The following is an 18,756-nucleotide window of genomic DNA, read 5'->3' on the forward strand; positions in this document are numbered from 1 at the left end:
GTGTCCAAAGAAGGCGGGTCACTGGACAGCGAATTGAATTTTCAAGGGGTTTGTGTCCAAAGATGCTCCATGATGGGATTTTGACACGGGAGAGGTCTTTTTTCTAATTCGTGTCCAAATCATGTTGGTATTCGGACACAGGAACAGTTAATAGAATCAATAAAAATTGCAAAATGCACACGTCATTCACATTTGACGCGTGCTTCTTTTTTCCCAGGTAATCAACCCATCGAAATAGGATAACCAAAAATTTTTACCAACATTATGAAAAAGTAATTGATTTCCACACAATAATACTGTACGATACATAGTATAAGATAAATACTGTACGACACATAGTAAAAGAAATGAGGTGTGTGAATGAGTAATTTATTGGATTCTCTAATGATCGAGCTTAGAAGAGGGACGTTGACATTGGCAGTATTAAGCCAATTGCGAACCCCCCAATATGGATATTCACTTGTTCAGTTACTGGAAGATTCGGGCATTCCGATCGACCAAAGTACCTTGTATCCACTGCTTCGGCGGTTGGAAAAACAGGAGTTGGTGACGAGCAGCTGGGATACAACCGAGAGCAGACCCCGTAAGTACTATGTTTTAAGTGAATATGGGTTCGAACTATTTTTGCAGTTAAAAAAAGAATGGATTAAGAATACAAATGAGCTTTACAGCTTATTAAAGGGGGAAGAGGACGATGAAATTAATTGAGATTTATATTCATGAAGTTACCCGAAGACTGCCGGAGAAAAATCGCGAGGATATCGCGCTTGAGTTGGAGTCAACCATATCGGATATGCTTCCGGACGACCCAAATCAGGAAGACGTGAAGGTCGTTCTGGAAAAATTGGGAAATCCAGTCAGTTTGGCAAACGGTTATCGGGATCGGCCTATGTACTTGATTGGGCCGCGCTATTTCGATGTATATGTGACGCTGATAAAAATGTTTTTTCCAATTGCGGCGGCGGTTTCTTTCATCATCGTCATTGCTCAATTTTTTATTGGATATAGTGGAAATGAAGCTGTAATGGATGTGGTACTCGATCTTATCGGGAAAGGAATATCAAAAGTCATTGAGGTAGGCATCCAAGTTTTCTTTTGGTTAACGATTGTGTTTGCGGTTTTGGAAAGGGTCGATAAAGGAAATGACGATCAGCCGTTAACATCAAGTCTAAAGAAATGGACTCCGGACGATCTGAAAAATGTCACTTATCTCCCTAAGAAAAAAGCCATTTCTAATTTTGAAGTATTCCTGTGTTTATTGTGGACCGCAATTGCGGCAACAGTTTATTTTTATGCGGATCATTTAATAGGCGTGTATGAAGGCGGAAGAGGCGAGCTCGAATTTGTAATCCCAGCTTTTAATCAGGAAGTTCTGCTTCGCTTTTGGCCGATTGTAGTTATAATGATTGCTTTAGAAATAGCGCTATCCCTCTATAAATTGATAAAGGGGAGATGGACGAAGCGAATGGCGCTTTACACTACTGTTCTCCAACTCATTGAAACGATCGTAGTTATCGTAATCTTGGTCACCCCAAACATTCTAAATGCTGAATTCCTTTCCTATATGGCGGATTTATTTAACATTACAAATGATCAGTTTAAAACGTGGTTACTTGCCGGCGCAATCTTCTTAATGATTTCTGGAGCAGCATACAATATATTTGATGCATTTCGCAAAGCAAGCAAAAATTAGTATGTCCTGCTTTATAATAATGCTCGGCCATTTACAATTTTGCAAAAGTGCCATCCAGGGTAAAACGATAAGCAGAAGAATGGATAGGACTAACTAACCGCCTTGTTGGTTTCGACAAAAGGCGGTTTTTTGTGTTCTGTAGGCTAGTTAGTTTACGATAAATGAAAGGCCTATAAAATAAACGGGTCAAAGCCATCTTTACATTCGTCTAATCTTTTGAAGGGAGGGGCGGCGGTGTTTATTCAAGAAAGTAATGATATAGAAATAACTAAAGATATCCTCTTGCATCAGTTAATGCTGAAGTATGGATCTGAGTTAAAACGGATCGCCTATTTGTATGTAAACGATCAAGTTGAATGCGAAGATATTATTCAGGAAGTTTTTATTACTTTTTATAAAAATATGGACAAGTTTCGGCATGAAGCTAGTTATAAGACTTGGCTGATTCGAATCACAATTAACAAATGCAAAGATCATCGTAAGCGATGGAGCATTAAGAATCTAATTTATAAACCAGAAATTCATCCATTGAATACAAGTCAATCATCCGAAAATATGTATATTCAGCAACAACATTCCAAGGAAATAATAGATCAAATCGCTAGTCTTTCAGGAAAATACAAAGAGGTTCTCATTCTATATTATTATCAGGAAATGAACATGAGGGAAATTGGTGAAGTTCTAAATATTAGCATAAATACCGTTAAATCAAGACTGTTACGCGGAAAAGAGGCTCTTCAAAGTAAACTTGAAAGGGGTAGTAAACTTGAATAACTTTGATAAGAAGATATCAGAAAACGTGAAGAGTTATTTAGAAGAGAATGTTAACTTTTCGGCTGAAGAAAGCGAAAAAATTCACCTGAAAATCCAGCAAGGAAGTCATAAATCAAGAAAGTTTAATCCCGTATATTGGACAGTTTTGGCTTCTGCTGCAATTATTTTTCTCGTATTAAGCCTACCCTTTCTGAAAAGTTCTATTGTGGGTCCAGAAAACGGGCCTGCTGTGAAGGGTTCTGGTAATGACTTACCTGAGGGTGAAGAATTAGCGGTAGACTTGTCTGACATTGAACAAATGAATATTGGTGCCGAAATGCCCCGGCTTTTATATGCCGATAACAACATAGTAGTTATGCAGGGTACATTCGGAGTACTCGTATATAATATGCAAGATTCAATCGTTACGAATCGAATTTCATATGAGCAAATTAAGTCATATGGCATCTCAATGATGTTGGCATCTGTATCGCAAGATGGCACAACAATCTATATTGGAAATGACGATATGTCTATGTCTAATGAATTTGTATATACTCATCAATACAATATTAGTAGTAGAGTAATCAAAAAAACGACACAACAGCCAACAAGCTTGTATAGACCTAAAACTATTGAAGCACCTGGTTATCATGAGCAATACGACGATTTACAATATGGTACGAGTCACAATATTGTAGAATTGGAACATTCATTTATCTATCTACGCTCCTCAGACTGGAATATGAAAAACCTACAAATTGTTAATTGCGAGTATGAAGATGGTGAAAGCAAAGTTTTTGATGTATTCGTTCCAACCATCTCTGATAATGAAACTCCACCACCTTTAGAAAAACACTACTATGATCTCGCTAAACTTTTAAAAGAAAATTCATACTACCAAGACCTATTTCAAAAATTGTCCAAAGCAATCCAGTCAGAAGAGGGCGCGAAAGTGTTCATCCTGTATCTTCATGCGCTTAAACAACAAGACATGGAAGAAATTAAAAAGTACGCATTTACAAGAATGGAATCCGAAATCGAGGAACTGATTGAAACTTATAATAAGATTGACTATGAAACGATTACGATTGACAAAACAATTCCAAGCAAAGCGGAGCCCAGCTATGAGGTACAGCTAACATATCAAATAAAAGGAAATGCCGAAACGGAAGAAAGGACGATTCACATCCATTTAAACGATGGAGTGGCCATCGATATTTTTGAACCAGATACCTCACTTGAGTAGTTATCTCATGCTTGGAACAGTTGGGTTTATATTTTCTCTGTTTGGAAAAATAAGCCGATTCAAGGTCATTTCTTGAATCGGCTTTACTTTAGGGGTATACGTTCTTTGCAAATTATCTACTTTCCCTCTAGTTCTACTTGGATACGAACAGTTCCATTAAGATATTGTTCATAGCGAGCGATTTCAAGCATTACTGGATTAGTTGGAAGCTTTTCTACATTTTCTAGATCAAAATGCTGCCCAATTAACATATGGTTCTCTTGATTTGAGATCCAAACACTATAAGAACGATAAATTTCGCCACTAGTATCAATTAAATGATTGAATACTCCTTTATGTTCATCCTTTTTAAAAGAAGGAACTTTATATTCAATTTCATAGTTATCCTTAATCTCAAGCGCGATGTTAATCTTATCTGGCTGACTAATCACTTTTTTCTTTTCAAAATCAACGACAATAAATTCATCGGCTTTATCAATCGCTTCAATTTCCCGCATTTCAATTGTAATGGCTTTTGGAATACGAAAATAATTGCTTTCTAACATGATACTAAATTGCTCATCCTTATAGTCACCAAATCCAACGACACCGTGTCTAATTTTTCCCCATTCTTCATGATTTTCATCATATATTCGAATATCCTCAAAGCTTAATATCTTCTTTGAATTTGATGGGTCAATGGACATTTTTAGTTCGGACCTAATCGGAGAAATAATCAGCTCATGGACTGTGAAGCGTTGCCCATCGACGACGACCTGTTTGTTAACAGCGTATCGTTTGGATGGTTTAACTTCTTTTTTTAGTGTGAACGGAATTTCAAAAACTGTTTCTGGCCGGTCACGTAGCGATAGTGTAAGTACGAAATCCCGGGATGAATAGTCCATACGATGGCTAGCTGTTGTAACATTAATTGTATCTTCCACCTCATAAGTTCCTGTGGACTGAGCCGTCCAATTACTGCCAATTGCCGCATTTACTAATTTATCTTTCTGCTTTATTTCCGGCATAACGCCCGTAAATAGTGCTAAATCTTCATCCGAATTCAATTTATATGAAATGATCATCCCTGATTCATCCGCCACTACACTTGTAATCGTAAGGGTTTTTCCATCGATTGTTTGGCTTTCATTCATTCGCTCAAAATATTCGTTATTAACTATATCTTCCATTCCTTTATCTAGAGCAATCATTTCTACAATTGGCTTTAAACCTGGAATTTGTGCGACTGCGTGTGCAAGAGCAGGGGACACCCGAATGGATCCAATCAAGAGAATCATAAGAATTGCAAAGGCGACGGTCGATTGAAAAAGGCGCTTGCGTTGAGTTTTCTGTTTTTTAAATCGATTGTATCCAATAAGCTGTGCTTCTGTCTGTAAAGTTTCCAGTGGTACTGAATCTAGTAATTCCAAATATCTTTGTTCTAGTTGTTTATCAAACTGGCTCATGAAATGCCCCCCTCTCCAAATAAATGACGAATTTTCTTTAACGTTTTATGTAATCTTGATTTAACAGTCCCCTCGGGAATATTTAGCACGGTCGCAATTTCACTATTCTTTAAATCCTTGAAGTACTTCAAATGAATAAGTTCCTGCTGTTCAATGGGCAGCTTTGAAATGACATCGTTTAGTTCAAATAGCTCTGCCTTATGCTGAGATTGTTCTTGAAAGTCGTTCGTTATGACATCACGTTCTCTCCGGCGCCTCATCATTAAACATGTATTAATGACAATCCGTACGAGCCAAGTTTTTAAATACTCTGGCTTCTGCACTCTATGGATGTTTTTTAAGCACTGATAGGTCATTTCTTGAAAAGCATCATTTGCATCATGTTGATTTCTCAAATAACTGTATGCAATTCGATACATTGGGTCTTTATATAAGTTCAAAAGCTGCAGTTGAGCAGCTTCGTTTCCATTGATTGCTTGTCTGGCGAGTTCAATCTCATTCATCTCCAAGCCTCCTTTACAAATTAGATGCACCAATCGGTTAGTTCGTTCACTTGGGTTTGAAGTTATTTCTAAAAAGGGATTACCTTTCTAGTAATTAAACACTACTAAGGATCGTCATAATAGTAAAATTGGCAAAACTCATCGCCTAGGAATTTGCCATTGTTCCATTCATAAATAATTTCTTATAAAATGGTATTATATGGTTATTATAAGTAAGCTATGGTAAATTGAAAGTGGAACCAACTTGTTAAACCTTTTCTGCAAATACATCGTTTTTAAGAAGAAAGACAGGGGAGGATACGTTTTGACGAAAAAATTCTATGTTTGTTTGTTGGTATTAATAATCGCCGTGATTGCTTTTTTCGGATATAGATATCGGGAACAAAATCTGGCCAATTTAGTGAAAATAAAAGACGTCGAGAAAGTGTATATCATAACGGGGAATAAGGGGTCAAAGGAATTTCAACTTATAAAACCAGACGATGAAACCATTCATGACCTCTCAGAATTTCTTAGTCAATACCGTGTTAAATTAACAAATCAAGAAGGTTGGAGTTCTGAACATCCAAATGAACAGTTTACACTTTACCTCGGTTATAAAGATGGGGATTTGAAAATATATACCTTTGAGCGAGACATTGTCGCATGGACCCGAGGTTATAAGGTATTGAATCCGCCTATGGATTATAAGGCCATTGAGAAACTCGAACAAAGGCTTATTTCTGAATAGTTAAGATTGAAGTTGAACCTTGTCTATTTGCATCTATGCTAAATGTAAAAATAGGAGGGGAAGAGAATTTTATTCAAAGTTATCACTGCTTTTGTCTCTACTGTTGTCTGCTCGCTATATATGCTGCGACCAACAAGTATAAGCATAAGTACTGACCTAAATATAATGATGATTATCTTTTTCGGGTATCTTATTTTAGGAATACCCGCTTCATATCTAATTGACATAGCTAATCAAAAAATTATAATACGGAATAGTATTTGGAGATATTTTTTCAATGTCGTTATGTACGGAATGTTTGGGGTAATCGCATTTTATATTCTATTAGCTTTCTTAGCAGGAGAGCTAATCTTTAGGGATATTTCCAACGTGCTGGGCGGGTTTATCCCTTCACTCATATTTTTTCATGTGTTTTTATTGTTTAAAGGTCTGCTCATCATTATTAGAGTAAAAAAGAAGAGTAAGGGATTTTATAACTAACAGATAAAGTTTAAGAAGTGAGAATAGAAAGGCCGTATTACCAGCGGGTAATCATACAATAATTTGAACAGAGGAGGTTGTTATGACTAAGGTTCCAATTAATAATAATTTTGATGAATTAATGAAGACTACAGAAAAATATGTTGAACCAAATTGGAGAAGATTGGGCTTCGATACTACTCCTGATGTAAATACATCAGGAAAAGGAGTCGGTATTGTAATAATCGATGATATTCAACCTCATAATTTAATTGATCATTTAGGCGATAGATTAAAGCAAGTTAAGGTAGATGATGATTTTAATATTTCATGCTTAAATGTTTCATTAAATCAACCTAAACCACTGGAAAAATCCAAAGAGCATGGTCTGATGTCTTTACTTTTGTTGGCTCATAAACCCTTAATTGTAGGTGATCATTACCATGTTGGACTAGCCCCAGCGGCTACATTTATCATGCTATCTGAAGTGGAGCCCAAAAAAGTTGAGAAAGGTTTGAATTGGATTCTTAAAAAACGCAATGAATGGAATATACAGATAGTATTAAATTTGTTTGTACCTAATACAAGGGAGATAGGTTCGATAAAACATACTATAAATGATCCATTTGTCCGAGCTTTGGAGCCGGCTTTTCGATCAGGATTGTTAATAGTAGCTGCCAACGGAAATTCAAGGACTCATAATAATTTACATCCAATTCACTTTTTTACTGTTGGTGGCTACAATGACAATGGAGTATCTTGTTCAAAAAAACACTTTTCTCATCCAGCTGTCCCATGGGGAAGGAACGGAGACGGTCATTTTCGCCCTGATATTTTAGCTCCATTTACTTATTTATCAGTTCCATATTGTGAGAAAAAGGATTCGAAACGTTTATTATCCTATTTTGGAGGTTCCTGTGGTTCCGCTACTCTTGTAGCAGGTGTTTGTGCATATTTCCTTTCAACTTATCCACAAATAAATAATAATACGTTAAGAAGTGCATTGGTACAGAATGCGACCTTTTATCATAATGACATTCCAGTACCAAGAATCGATATTGGAAAAGTGAAACAATTTTTAACAGATGACTATAATATTCCAGAAATAGTTCCTTTTTCTGCAAGAATAGATATTAAAAATCCATCTGAATCCCTATCTTCAAAAGATCCAGTCCAAAGGGCATCTGCACTTACAGAATTAATTGAAAATAAAATGATAAATAGAGAGACATTATGGTCCTACCTTGATGATGAGTCACCAATTGTCAGAAAAACTATAATATCATATGGGCTAGGTGCACCACGGGGAGAAAATGAGAGGGCATTGTATTGGAATTACTTTAACACGAGTATTAAGGAATCCGGAGAGAAAATTTCTTGGCTATACCAATTACTAAAGGATTCAAAGGAAGACGAGTTAGATCGTTGGATAGAATTATTAATGGAGCTTGATATCGAAATAGTCTTATGCGTTAAAATTTTTCTTGAAAAACACTATAAAGACTCACCAGAAATTCATTTTTTTCCTGATCCTAGCGATGATTTCATCAAAAAGATGACCAGTGATGTATTAGGGTGGTACAAAGAATATAAAGGCAAAAAACATGATTAATATTAAAAGTGGATCCAGCAATCAAGAAGGGTGCATGTTTTGGAAAGCCACTACGAGTGTATTAACATTCAGGAAAGCAGAACCGTCCCACTACAAAATAAGAATCCATTCAAAAAAGATCGCGCATAGGAGTAACGGGTTCGGTTCCCTATCGCAAACATTCAAACCTTTTTTTATTTCAATGTTGACTTAATTAAAATTACTCTGATAAGGCAGTAAAATACTACCACTTTTATAGTATCTATATAAAATTATGATGACAATCGGAATCAAAAATAAAAATGCAATTGCAGAGATGTTGAAAAACAAAATAATCTTTTCTGTATATTCTGTTATCACCCCAGATTCAATAGGAGCATCTTCTACTCCAAATTTTGCCCCTAAAATCGGTAAACCTGCAATCAGATTATTTAATGCGTGTAAAATTATAGAAACAATTAGTCTTTTTGTTTTTATATAGACAATACAACAGAACAATCCAAAAACAAAATGCCCAATGAATCCTGAATTTAAATGAAGAATTGAAAATAATAATGATGTTAAAACCATAGCCTTGGAAATTCCTAAAGTTTCACCCCATTTATTAAACAAATATCCCCGAAATAATAGTTCCTCGGCAAATGGTGTAATGGTGAATGATATTTCTAAAAAGTGGATTAAGCATATTCATTGGTTGGCTATTTGGGGATTTTTAGGAATCGTTTTTTATGTTATAAGTTACATTTTCCGAATTATGTACTCTGATTAATATTGAATTCCTTATTGAGTAAACGTGGCAGTTAAGTAAAGGAAGAGTATTGTAGAGAAGAGGAATGAAAATTGGATAAACAAAGAACTTTCTTTTATGGGTTTATTGTTGGTTTTGTATTATTGATTTTACCTATACCTCATTTTTTCTTTTGGCGAGACGTTACGGATATTGTAGAAGCAATATTTCGATATAGTGGATTTGTTTTGATGGTAGTTTGCGGAATTCCTTTGATTTTTGATGTCTTTAGGAATTTTATTAAATGAATTTTCACTAACTGGCGCCATAGCTGGAGATTCTGCTGCTTGTTCGACTAAAGGGGAGTTGAACAAAGAGGATAGCTTAAGAGGAATATGAAAATAATTAAGCGAAATACATAGAAATGGATCTTTATTACAGGGGGTGATCGTAATGATTTATGAGATGACCTATCAAGTTCGCGTATCTGATTTTGAAGAAGGGGAAAAGTGGTATAAAACATTATTAAATAAAGGACCTGATTATACTCCTCACGCAGGTTTTGCGGAATGGGAGCTAATTCCAGGTTGCTGGCTCCAGGTTGCCGAAGGTACACCATCCAAAGGTAGTGGTCCAATACGCCTTGGTGTATCTTCAATTGAAACTGAACGAAATAGGATGATTAAGGAGTTGGATGTCGATTCGTTTGAAATCCACGAGTTTAACAGGTTTATGGATATGTGGAAATATGGGAATTGGGGTAAAAAAGGGAGGATTTCATAATGTGGTAATAAAGAAAAGTACAATATTAATTGGTTCTATATTTTTTGTTCTTTTTCTTGTTATAGGCGTTTTAATCTTTTATATGTTTTGGTTAGAGGAGGATACGTACTATCCTGAATACCAAGATGGGATAACAGCTAAAGTAATTAACCGAAGTCAGGTTGAATTACCTGACCTGAAATTTTCCTTAGGAACTATAGGTGACCCAAATTATAAAAAAATCGGTTCAATGAAAGGTTTAAATGCTAACGAATTAGGCGAAATCCATGTGCCTGAAACATTTAATGGACCCAACGACCTTAGTTTCTATATTCAATATAGAGATACTAATAATAAATTGGCATTAGATGCCCCATTGTACATCTCTGGTGCACATCCAAAAAAAATTGTAGTTGTTCTGACAATAAAAGAAGTAACTGATTCAGGAATTTTAATCTACGAATATGAAGCATTTGATGGTTGGGATAAAATTGGTCCTTATCCAAATGATATTAATTATATAGATTATGAGGATTAAGGGACCAAGTAAGTTCAACTGCCTAAAGAATGTTAAAAAGGGGTCTCGCCAACATTTCGACAATTTTGTACGGCAAGCGTATTTGGAAGTAGAAAGTAGGCTGTTTCTGTACCCTAAAGCGGTCCCAAAAAGGATTGTGCTGACACTATGGTTTTTGGAACACCTTTTGGTGCTATTATTTAGTGCCTTGTTACTGAAAAGTGCGATAGAACCATAAATAAACGTTATTAGAACATTCCTTTTATTATGTCAAAGATATTATAATTTTTCTTACTCAACTTCGGTGAAGTTTAGTTTTATAAGAAAAAACAAGGTAATTACTACAATGCAAAGGAACTATATATATATCATTATAAAAATTGAAGGAGTAAAATGATGATTGAATTGACGAAAAGTGAATTTGGATTAGTTTCTCATTTTATTAACGAAACCGAATATGAGGTTATTTTTGCTCATGCAGTGCTTGACCAAAATCAGCCAGGAAGAATATTTACTGATAATATCGAAAATCCTACTGTCGCCTTATTTGCAAGTAACGGTGGACATTACTTTTTAGTTGGTAATCCTCAAAACGATGATTTTAATAACTCCTTATTTCAATTCTTAATGGATGAAAATAATCATTGGATCTTTTTCGATCTTTATACTTTTTCATATGAGTGGTCAGAAAAAATAAGTTCTTTTATGCAAGATTACGTAATAAAGGTAAAAAGGTCTGGATTTTCATTTAACCCAGAAAGATTTTCAACTTTGCCTTCATGGAAGGAAAATATACCAGTTGGTTTTGAAATGAAAGAAATGGATGAAACATTGTTTGATCAATATCAAAGCGAAATTGACAATCATTTTTAAATTGTTATGGGATTCCCCAGTTGATTATGTAAAAGAAGGATTCGGTTACTGTCTCTTATATGAAGGGAGATTTGCAAGTGTATGTAATTGTTATTATATCGGTGGTGGCTATGTAGCTTTAGATATAATGACAGCAAATGAATTTCAAAATAAAGGTCTTGCAACTTTAATATCCATGGCTTTCATTAAAAAATGTTTAGAAAAAGATTTAATTCCAAGTTGGGAATGTCAGGCGGAAAACCTACCGTCAATAAAATTAGCCTCTAAATTAGGATTTGACAAGCAAGATGAATTTCATATTTTTTGGTGGCATAAAAACAAAAAAGTATTAGAAAATTTCCTGAAAAGAAATGCCGAATTAAGTAACTGAAATATAAACCTTGTATAACTAACGGTTGTGATGATTCAGGAAGGATTACCTTCCTTTTTTTTGAGTTCCTTATTGAACAAACGGTGCAGTAATGTTTAATAAAGGAGTTCATTTGAAAACTTTTTATAAGGGGGAATTAGACATGATATACATAATAAGACATGGACAAACAAACTTGAATAAAGAACATAAAATGCAGGGAAGAATGGGCTTACCATTAAACGAGCACGGAATAGAACAAGCCAAGGCTTTAAGAGAGATATTAAAGAAAATAGATTTTGATTTTGTATTTTCTTCCCCACAAGAGAGAGCCGTACAAACAGCAGAAATTGTTACTGGAAAACGAGCTATTTTGGATGATAGATTGGATGTTTTTGATTTAGGAGAAGCGGATAGGTTACATATTAATGAAGTAAAAATGACTGGTCCATTACCTGATTCTTCGCTCTATCAAGGGGTAGAAGAACCAAATAGATTTGTTAAAAGAGTGTTTAGCTTTATGGAAGAACTTGAAAGCAAATATGGAAAGAAAGAACTTAATATTCTTATATCTGGTCACAGATGTACCACTGGTTGTATAGGTGCATATTTTGAAGGAATACCGACAGATGGGAATTTGCTGAAATATTCCTCCAATACAGGGGATTATAAAACATTTAATTTTTAGTAAGGTCTGGTCTGTGTGAAAGAAGTCAAATTAAACAAACTGGATTACCGCACTTTTTTATTGAATTCTTTAGTAAACAAACGGGGCAGGATTGTTCAATAAGGAATAATCACTTGAAGGCTATTTTGGCAAGATTAGTTCATAAATATTAAGGTTAAATCTTAGGCAGTCCAGAATGATAGCTGGGCTGTCTTTTCGAATTTTTAAAGATTCTTAATAATAGTGCCAAAAGGTTCACTTTAGTGTAAAATTAAACTATATATTTAATAACAATAGGGGGAATCGTAATGTCTGAAAAGAGTGTGAATATGCTAAATGTCGTTCTTTTTTTAATCTTAGGTTGTTTATACGTTTCCTATCCAAAAGTATTTATCTGAAAAAGAAGTTGCAGAATATATGAAAAAACAAGGGATTTCAAAAGAAAATATAAGAACCAAGGAGGTATTAAAAGATTATAAGCAAAGCGGTTATTACGTAGTTGTTGAGTTGAAGGACGACCCTGGTGTAGTTTATGACTATCACTGGTTTCCTGATAGAGGCGTGGTTCTTACAGGATACGACGACAGCCACAGTTATGATATTGAAGATCGGGAATTGAAGTACCCTCCCATTGAATGATAGGAACCTGTTACCATTGGAGTAGATCTTTTTTTGCTCTAACTTAAAAATTACTTCTTAGGGAACCCGATTTTAGTGATAATATTTTCGGATTTGGAAAAAATAGCGCTAAAAGGAGGGATTCCAAAATGTTTGTAAAAAAAGTAAACAAATTTGCCGTGTTGCTCTTAATGATTATTGCTGTGATTGCTTTAGGATCATTCAATGTATTTGCGGAAACCGGTGTTGGAACAGAGCCTGTTGACCGAGAGAACGCGATTACAGTCGAGTTGAACGATGATTACTTTAATCCGAAAACGATCACTTTGCCAAATGGACGAGCAACAACGGTAATATTGAAAAACAATGGCCAGAAAGAGCACACCTTTACAGTACAAAGGCTCGGAATTGATACCGTTGTCCAGGCCGGAACAACAAAAACCATTACCGTAAAACCGAATATGCCGGGTACATATGATTTGATATGCCGGTACCATTCTCAACAGGGAATGGTTGGAAAAGTAATCGTTAAATAAAGTTTTTTCACAGAAAAGGGCTACTAAGGTAGCTCTTTTATTTTTGAAAAATGACAGGCTCGTTTTTGTCGAAAAAAGAAGTTTAAACTAATTCTTTTAAAGGAATAGTAAGGGTTAGGGTGACAGAAATATAGCAAGATGGGAGTGTAAAGGTTTGGAAGTCAATAACACAAGGACATGGACGTCAGATACGATTAGTATTGGAGCGTTGGATGCAAATGCCATTAAAGTCATTGCCATTATCGCGATGATCGTTGACCACACGGCTATATGGCTGGTAGCGAAAGGGACAACGCTGGACATTGTTATACATACTTTTGGAAGACTTGCCGCACCTATTATGTGCTATTTAATCGCTGAAGGATATCATTACACTTCGAATTTAAAAAAGTATAAGAAGCGCCTGTTTGTTTTTGCTATCATTTCCCACTTCCCGTTTGTGTTGTTTTTAGGGCTTGAGTGGTGGCAGGGGACAAGTGTCATCTGGTCCTTGCTGATGGGGCTCGTTGCCTTGGGGATAAGCAAAAGAGAGGATATTCCTCTTGCCTTAAAAATAACGCTAGTTAGTGTATGCTGTCTGCTGGCTTACAACGCAGACTGGAATTATATCGCTGTATTGTGGGTTTTGTTTTTCGGCATATTCAGAGGCAATTTCAAAATGCAAATGACGAGCTATGCAACGATTGGGACGGTATTCTATATAATCCCTGGTATCGTTTCCATGGGCTTCGATTCCATTTTCCGCTTTGGAATTTTTCTGGTCATTCCTTTATTGGCCTTATACAATGGGGAGCGGGGCAAAAAATCGAAATTGATTCAATGGACATTTTACGTTTTTTACCCGGCGCACCTAATTATCTTGTATCTTTTTAGACATGTTATTTTTGGGTAGTAGAAATTGAGGAGAAGGTTAATGTTTGATAGTAAAAATAAGTCTCTGCTTGCTGTATTGATGGTCATCTTCCTTATTCTTGCAGCCTGCACAGCTAATCCGGACGGAGAGCATTCCGGTAACGATCGACAAACACCGCCAGCTGCAGAGGATCAGGAAACCAATTCAGATTTATCAAAAAAGGAACCCTCCGAAAAAGTAACAGCGGAGAGAAAACCATATATAGGCGAGCTGGAACTCCCGGTCGAAGGTGCAACAGGCTACACATCTGTTGCACTGGAATTAAAGGCTTCGGTAAATCCTGATGCAAAGACAATTGAAACCATGAAGGCAGGAACAGCTTTTGAAATTATAAGGGAAGAAGGGGATTGGTGGTTCATAAAACGGGGGCCTTCATCTGGCTGGCTGCCGCATCAATATTGTTTTATCAATCTTCCCGACGTCATTCCTTCGATTGTATATGACAACACGAATACGTATTCTTCAAAATTTGTCTCATCAGGCAAGGAAATTCCCACTATTACGAACCGGGCTTTATATCCAGGGAAGACATTTAACGGGCGGCTTGGAAAAGAAGAATATATCATGCCTGTTCTTTACACGATGTCGAAAAAAATCCACAACGCTCAACAGAATGCATTGAAGGAAGGGGACTCCCTCAAAATATATGAAGCGTTCAGGCCATTCTCGGTTCAAATGGCGGTCGTCAACAGCCTGAGTGCCTTGGCAAAAAAAGACCCGCACGTGATGGCGGGAATCAATACGCCGCCATGGGACATCACCTGGTTTATTACAAACGGTGTTTCGAATCATCAAAAGGGTTATGCCATCGATGTGAGTTTAGTGAAAGTTACTGAGAAAAAAGAGGTGCCAATTGGCGAATACAGCGTTACTATGATTACCGATTATACTGAGTATGAGATGCCGACACCCATTCACGAATTGAGTGGAGCATCGGCGATTTTTACTGCTCCAGTCTCATCGAGGTCAACAACAGCCTGGAAGAACGCGACGTATACCGATTCCATGAATGAGGCTGCCATGAAATTGCAGTCCTATTGCACTAGCGCCGGGCTTAGCCCGCTCGCTTCGGAATGGTGGCATTTTAACGATCTGGAGGCAATGAATGAAATAGCCGACAATCCCGGAGAGGGAAAATTTGTTTTGACTGAAAGCTATAGTTCGAGCCGAGATTGAGAAACAAGTTAAATACGATAATAAAACAGTGGGTAGTGTTTGTTTCCCACTGTTTTATATTAATGGAGTGTTTATATTAATAGAACGAGCTTGATTAGCACATCCAATCTCTGAAATCCCGGTTGGATTTCACAAAACCACCGATTCGTGACAACCCAGCCCCGAAATCCGTGTTTGTTGTCACAATACCCCTTGATTCGCGACAACCAAGCTCAAAATCCAGGTTCGTTGTCATAATACCCTTTGATACATGACAACCAAGCTGCAAATATTCTCCAATTGCAACTGACCCTTGTGTAAAATGATATTAATGGAACTTATTGTTACTGAGACCGTATAAAAGTTTCAAATAGTAATTTTTATTAAAGAATAGATAAGGAGGAGCGCCGATGGGTTGGTCAATGGCAAGCAATACTGATTTTTCCGGGTATCAACTTGAAATTGCCCTATACCTGACAATTGTCTTCATGTTCGCGGTTTGGGTATTTTTCAATTCGGATTATCACTTTCGTGGGTTATTGCGACACTTTTTCTGGCTTCTCACGATTGTCCTAGGTCCAGTTGGATTATTCATTTATCTATGTGCAAGGAGATTAGAGCTACGGAGAAACGGATGATCAAGAAATCCAAGTGTCAAATACGTTAGGATTTAAAAGGTAGTAGGGTTATGACTCGCGAATATACATTTCGGTGTTAAAGAAACTGAATTAAAATAAATGCCCTCCCAATCGGAAGGGCATTTCGCCTGTTTATTTTTGTAAGTTTAATTCCTTCATTGCATACATGAGCCCACTGTTCAGTGAACCGAACGTTTTGATCTCACTTAAGTTAATGCCTAATCCGATGATCGTTTGGGCAATTTCGGGCCTCATTCCGACAATCATGCATTCTGTTCCTAGCAATCTTGCAGCCGTGGTGGAATTGATGAGTGACTGTGCTACAAAGGTGTCGATTGTCGGGACTCCGCTTACGTCCAGAAAGACAATTTCCGCCTTATGTTTTTCAATTCCCTTTAGAAGGCTTTCCATTATTGTAGTGGCGCGTCGCTCATTGATGTTCCCGACCAAAGGCATAACAATGATGTGGTCAAAGAGTTGAATCGCCGGCGCCGACAATTCCTGGATGGTTTGTTGCTGCTGCGAAAGGGCGTTTTCCCAATCATTTGAGCAATCGTTTACAACTTGGGAGATGATTGGGTCGAACCAACGGTCAATCTCGTAATAAACTTGAAGAACTTCCTCTTTTGTTAAATCTTTCTGAAGGAGCGTTTTTAAGGCAATCCTCCGAAACCCCTGAAATCCATAAGTTAAAAAATTTATTGAGCCATTGAAGTCCATCAATTTTGAATAAAAAGCACTTAAGTCAGATGAGGAGTCGGTGTCGACTTTTTTAATGCTTTCAAAAATAATCTCAAAAAGTTCAGTTGCCAATATCCCTTCCGTATACTCGGGTTTTGGAAGGGCATGATGTAATTCAATTTTCCAATCTGCCAAAAGCTTCTCTCGATGTTCATTTAAAATTTCAATAATTCTTGTTCGCATTTTCTACCTGCCCTTAAAAAAATTGTTAGACATTATCTCAGTGAATTTACCCGTTTTTGGGTTAATGTAACCATTTTTTCAAAGATGGAACAAAAAGGAACAAAAATGAATTTCAAATCTTTTTTTCCAATACAAAAAGGACCAATTGATTGGTCCCAAATCCATAAAGACATTTTCAGTTACTTATCGGGCGTAAGTGCAAGGGCAGGCTGCTTGTAAAACGTGTCCGTGATTAACCTTACTCCAAATAGGGCGAATACGAGATAAAGATACGCCGGAAAGTTGAAGAATCCGAAGAGGGGGGCGATGATAAAAATGGGAACCAGAAGTACCAGCATTAGTGCCATCCAACCTGGATACGTTTTCGCTTTCCAAAAAGCTACCGCTGACCAAAGCGGGCCAATCAGGCTCAGCAGCAACAAAAAGTTTAAAAATCCAAAAGGTTCTTGATCGTAAATCGTTGTCACAGCCTGGAAAATTTCCTTTTCACCGTTCACATCCGCAAGCACATGAGGATAGGTAGCCAACCTGATAACCGGCTGTATCAGGTCGACGACCAGCAAACCAGTGAACATTAGAGGATATCCTGCCCATCCCCAGAGTGATAAAGAATCGGATTGCTTGATGAACAGTGCTGCCAAACAAAGCAATACGACCGGAACCCCAACCAATAACAACGTATCGGAAAGCAGCGATTGTGAAATAAAACGCTCGATCCCACCATTGTTTACTGGCGGCTGCGGCTTCAGTAAATGGCCAATGACTACCGCGATGGACCCCAATACCATAAATGCTCCGCTAACCCGAAAAAAATGATCGGAAAACTTCATTTCTCTCATTCTCCCTTAATTGAAATTTAAAATACCGTAGTAGAAAGAAGAGTTCAAAATGTAATCCGGTATTCTATAGTTCAAAATTATCATCGGGTATTACCCGCTGTCATGGGAGCCATGACCCGATACTACCGGGAACTTTTCGGGAATAATTCGGGAGCATTTCATCAATTTTTAAAACTTCCTGCCCATGCCCTCGTTTTTAGCCTGTTCAATCGCTTCTGCGCGGTTCGCCACCTGGAGCTTGTTATAAATATTCGACAGATGATTCCGGACCGTCTTTAAAGAAATACCTAATTTCCTTGCTATTTCCGGATTATCTTTGCCGTCCACAATCAATTCCAAAATGTGCCGTTCTCTTTCCGTTAATTCCGGGAAAATAACGGTTTCTTTTAATTGCCCTGTCCGAAAATAGGATAAAAGCCTGCTTGCGATTTGGGGACTGAAGATCGATTCACCATTTGAAACGGCGCTGATTGCCCGCAATGTCTCCGTACGGTTCGCACCTTTCAATAAATATCCTCGCGCACCCGCCTTTAGCGCGGCAAATACTAAATCATTGTCATCAAACATTGTCAAAACCAGAATCCCGATTTCAGGTTTTCGGCGGGTTATAGATTGGATGGCGTCGATTCCATTCAAAACCGGCAAATTTAAATCCATTAAGATGACATCCGGATGTAACCTGTCCGCCATCTCAATCGCTTCCTTCCCATTTGTGGCTTCCCCAATCAATTCCGCTTCGTCTGTTGACTGAAGCAAAGTTGCAATTCCTTCCCGAAACAGCGGATGGTCGTCCACAACCAATACCTTTATCATTT

General features: G+C 37.1%; 20 protein-coding genes and 2 pseudogenes. 16 read left to right on the forward strand and 6 right to left on the reverse strand.

The features are described from left to right. Positions 1–360: 360 nt before the first annotated feature. From V1499_RS10885 to V1499_RS10900, 4 genes are all read left to right on the forward strand, one after another. On the forward strand, positions 361–708 hold the full coding sequence (locus V1499_RS10885; protein ID WP_409276094.1) for a PadR family transcriptional regulator: 348 nt from the start codon (positions 361–363) through the stop codon (positions 706–708). Next, the gene (locus V1499_RS10890) at positions 695–1,693 is read left to right on the forward strand and encodes an HAAS signaling domain-containing protein (protein WP_409276095.1); all 999 of its coding nucleotides are present in this window, start codon (positions 695–697) and stop codon (positions 1,691–1,693) included. The genes V1499_RS10885 and V1499_RS10890 overlap by 14 nt, the downstream gene beginning before the upstream one ends. A 234-nt stretch (positions 1,694–1,927) precedes the next feature. Further along, on the forward strand, positions 1,928–2,467 hold the full coding sequence (locus V1499_RS10895) for an RNA polymerase sigma factor (RefSeq protein ID WP_409276096.1): 540 nt from the start codon (positions 1,928–1,930) through the stop codon (positions 2,465–2,467). After that, entirely contained in the window at positions 2,460–3,695 is a 1,236-nt protein-coding gene (locus V1499_RS10900) for a hypothetical protein (RefSeq protein ID WP_409276097.1), read from the forward strand. The genes V1499_RS10895 and V1499_RS10900 overlap by 8 nt, the downstream gene beginning before the upstream one ends. Before the next feature lie 116 nt (positions 3,696–3,811). On the opposite strand, the gene V1499_RS10905 is transcribed toward V1499_RS10900, so the two are convergent. Together V1499_RS10905 and V1499_RS10910 are read right to left on the reverse strand one after the other, a co-directional pair. After that, positions 3,812–5,140 carry a DUF4179 domain-containing protein gene (locus V1499_RS10905; protein WP_409276098.1) on the reverse strand — a complete coding sequence of 443 codons (1,329 nt, stop codon included), beginning with the start codon at positions 5,138–5,140 and terminating at the stop codon, positions 3,812–3,814. Then, positions 5,137–5,643, reverse strand: coding sequence for a sigma-70 family RNA polymerase sigma factor (locus V1499_RS10910; RefSeq protein WP_409276099.1), 507 nt, complete (start codon positions 5,641–5,643; stop codon positions 5,137–5,139). The genes V1499_RS10905 and V1499_RS10910 overlap by 4 nt, the downstream gene beginning before the upstream one ends. A 304-nt stretch (positions 5,644–5,947) precedes the next feature. Between V1499_RS10910 and V1499_RS10915 the strand changes: the two genes are divergently transcribed. Both V1499_RS10915 and V1499_RS10920 read left to right on the forward strand, forming a co-directional pair. Next, positions 5,948–6,373 (forward strand): hypothetical protein, encoded by a 426-nt coding sequence (locus V1499_RS10915; RefSeq protein WP_409276100.1) that lies wholly within the window; start codon positions 5,948–5,950, stop codon positions 6,371–6,373. A gap of 562 nt (positions 6,374–6,935) precedes the next feature. Beyond that, complete coding sequence (locus V1499_RS10920; protein ID WP_409276101.1) at positions 6,936–8,444, forward strand: S8 family serine peptidase; 1,509 nt, start codon at positions 6,936–6,938, stop codon at positions 8,442–8,444. A gap of 189 nt (positions 8,445–8,633) precedes the next feature. Here V1499_RS10920 and V1499_RS10925 read toward each other — a convergent pair whose 3' ends face one another. After that, the gene (locus V1499_RS10925; protein WP_409276277.1) at positions 8,634–9,110 is read right to left on the reverse strand and encodes a lysostaphin resistance A-like protein; all 477 of its coding nucleotides are present in this window, start codon (positions 9,108–9,110) and stop codon (positions 8,634–8,636) included. Positions 9,111–9,263: 153 nt separating this feature from the next. Between V1499_RS10925 and V1499_RS10930 the strand changes: the two genes are divergently transcribed. The 10 genes and pseudogenes from V1499_RS10930 (at position 9,264) to V1499_RS10975 (ending at position 16,178) form a co-directional block, all read left to right on the forward strand. Further along, a complete protein-coding gene (locus tag V1499_RS10930) occupies positions 9,264–9,458 on the forward strand; it encodes a hypothetical protein (protein ID WP_409276102.1) in 195 nt (64 codons plus the stop codon). 145 nt (positions 9,459–9,603) lie between these two features. Then, positions 9,604–9,933, forward strand: coding sequence for a VOC family protein (locus V1499_RS10935; protein ID WP_409276103.1), 330 nt, complete (start codon positions 9,604–9,606; stop codon positions 9,931–9,933). Next, positions 9,899–10,450 (forward strand): hypothetical protein, encoded by a 552-nt coding sequence (locus V1499_RS10940; RefSeq protein ID WP_409276104.1) that lies wholly within the window; start codon positions 9,899–9,901, stop codon positions 10,448–10,450. Before V1499_RS10935 ends, V1499_RS10940 begins: the two co-directional genes overlap by 35 nt. 375 nt (positions 10,451–10,825) lie before the next feature. Continuing rightward, a pseudogene (locus V1499_RS10945) lies at positions 10,826–11,672 on the forward strand (GNAT family N-acetyltransferase). Between the two features lie 142 nt (positions 11,673–11,814). Beyond that, the gene (locus tag V1499_RS10950; RefSeq protein ID WP_409276105.1) at positions 11,815–12,339 is read left to right on the forward strand and encodes a histidine phosphatase family protein; all 525 of its coding nucleotides are present in this window, start codon (positions 11,815–11,817) and stop codon (positions 12,337–12,339) included. A gap of 354 nt (positions 12,340–12,693) precedes the next feature. Further along, a pseudogene (locus V1499_RS10955) lies at positions 12,694–12,957 on the forward strand (DUF3139 domain-containing protein); the annotation flags it as partial. Between the two features lie 128 nt (positions 12,958–13,085). Beyond that, positions 13,086–13,472: a cupredoxin domain-containing protein gene (locus tag V1499_RS10960; RefSeq protein ID WP_409276106.1), complete on the forward strand. Its 387-nt coding sequence runs from the start codon at positions 13,086–13,088 to the stop codon at positions 13,470–13,472. Between the two features lie 154 nt (positions 13,473–13,626). Continuing rightward, positions 13,627–14,364 carry a TraX family protein gene (locus V1499_RS10965; protein WP_409276107.1) on the forward strand — a complete coding sequence of 246 codons (738 nt, stop codon included), beginning with the start codon at positions 13,627–13,629 and terminating at the stop codon, positions 14,362–14,364. A gap of 21 nt (positions 14,365–14,385) precedes the next feature. Then, the gene (locus V1499_RS10970) at positions 14,386–15,561 is read left to right on the forward strand and encodes a hypothetical protein (protein WP_409276108.1); all 1,176 of its coding nucleotides are present in this window, start codon (positions 14,386–14,388) and stop codon (positions 15,559–15,561) included. 389 nt (positions 15,562–15,950) lie between these two features. Continuing rightward, positions 15,951–16,178, forward strand: coding sequence for a hypothetical protein (locus tag V1499_RS10975; RefSeq protein ID WP_409276109.1), 228 nt, complete (start codon positions 15,951–15,953; stop codon positions 16,176–16,178). A 132-nt stretch (positions 16,179–16,310) separates the two neighbouring features. On the opposite strand, the gene V1499_RS10980 is transcribed toward V1499_RS10975, so the two are convergent. The 3 genes from V1499_RS10980 to V1499_RS10990 form a co-directional block, all read right to left on the reverse strand. Then, entirely contained in the window at positions 16,311–17,102 is a 792-nt protein-coding gene (locus tag V1499_RS10980) for an STAS domain-containing protein (protein WP_409276110.1), read from the reverse strand. A 179-nt stretch (positions 17,103–17,281) separates the two neighbouring features. Then, on the reverse strand, positions 17,282–17,932 hold the full coding sequence (locus V1499_RS10985; protein WP_409276111.1) for a hypothetical protein: 651 nt from the start codon (positions 17,930–17,932) through the stop codon (positions 17,282–17,284). Positions 17,933–18,109: 177 nt separating this feature from the next. Then, positions 18,110–18,754 (reverse strand): response regulator, encoded by a 645-nt coding sequence (locus tag V1499_RS10990; RefSeq protein WP_409276112.1) that lies wholly within the window; start codon positions 18,752–18,754, stop codon positions 18,110–18,112. Positions 18,755–18,756: the final 2 nt, after the last annotated feature.

Origin of the sequence: Neobacillus oceani (assembly GCF_046237595.1) — a bacterium.
Lineage (GTDB): Bacteria > Bacillota > Bacilli > Bacillales > Cytobacillaceae > Bacillus_D > Bacillus_D oceani.

Excerpts from the sequence above, each read along its gene's own strand:
- V1499_RS10980 (WP_409276110.1), bottom strand. The coding sequence starts at position 17,102 with ATGCGAACAAGAATTATTGAAATTTTAAATGAACATCGAGAGAAGCTT.
- V1499_RS10885 (WP_409276094.1), top strand. The coding sequence starts at position 361 with ATGAGTAATTTATTGGATTCTCTAATGATCGAGCTTAGAAGAGGGACG.
- V1499_RS10990 (WP_409276112.1), bottom strand. The coding sequence starts at position 18,754 with ATGATAAAGGTATTGGTTGTGGACGACCATCCGCTGTTTCGGGAAGGA.
- V1499_RS10890 (WP_409276095.1), top strand. The coding sequence starts at position 695 with ATGAAATTAATTGAGATTTATATTCATGAAGTTACCCGAAGACTGCCG.
- V1499_RS10960 (WP_409276106.1), top strand. The coding sequence starts at position 13,086 with ATGTTTGTAAAAAAAGTAAACAAATTTGCCGTGTTGCTCTTAATGATT.
- V1499_RS10970 (WP_409276108.1), top strand. The coding sequence starts at position 14,386 with ATGTTTGATAGTAAAAATAAGTCTCTGCTTGCTGTATTGATGGTCATC.
- V1499_RS10920 (WP_409276101.1), top strand. The coding sequence starts at position 6,936 with ATGACTAAGGTTCCAATTAATAATAATTTTGATGAATTAATGAAGACT.
- V1499_RS10935 (WP_409276103.1), top strand. The coding sequence starts at position 9,604 with ATGATTTATGAGATGACCTATCAAGTTCGCGTATCTGATTTTGAAGAA.
- V1499_RS10940 (WP_409276104.1), top strand. The coding sequence starts at position 9,899 with ATGGGAATTGGGGTAAAAAAGGGAGGATTTCATAATGTGGTAATAAAG.
- V1499_RS10905 (WP_409276098.1), bottom strand. The coding sequence starts at position 5,140 with ATGAGCCAGTTTGATAAACAACTAGAACAAAGATATTTGGAATTACTA.
- V1499_RS10985 (WP_409276111.1), bottom strand. The coding sequence starts at position 17,932 with ATGAAGTTTTCCGATCATTTTTTTCGGGTTAGCGGAGCATTTATGGTA.
- V1499_RS10910 (WP_409276099.1), bottom strand. The coding sequence starts at position 5,643 with ATGAATGAGATTGAACTCGCCAGACAAGCAATCAATGGAAACGAAGCT.
- V1499_RS10975 (WP_409276109.1), top strand. The coding sequence starts at position 15,951 with ATGGGTTGGTCAATGGCAAGCAATACTGATTTTTCCGGGTATCAACTT.
- V1499_RS10950 (WP_409276105.1), top strand. The coding sequence starts at position 11,815 with ATGATATACATAATAAGACATGGACAAACAAACTTGAATAAAGAACAT.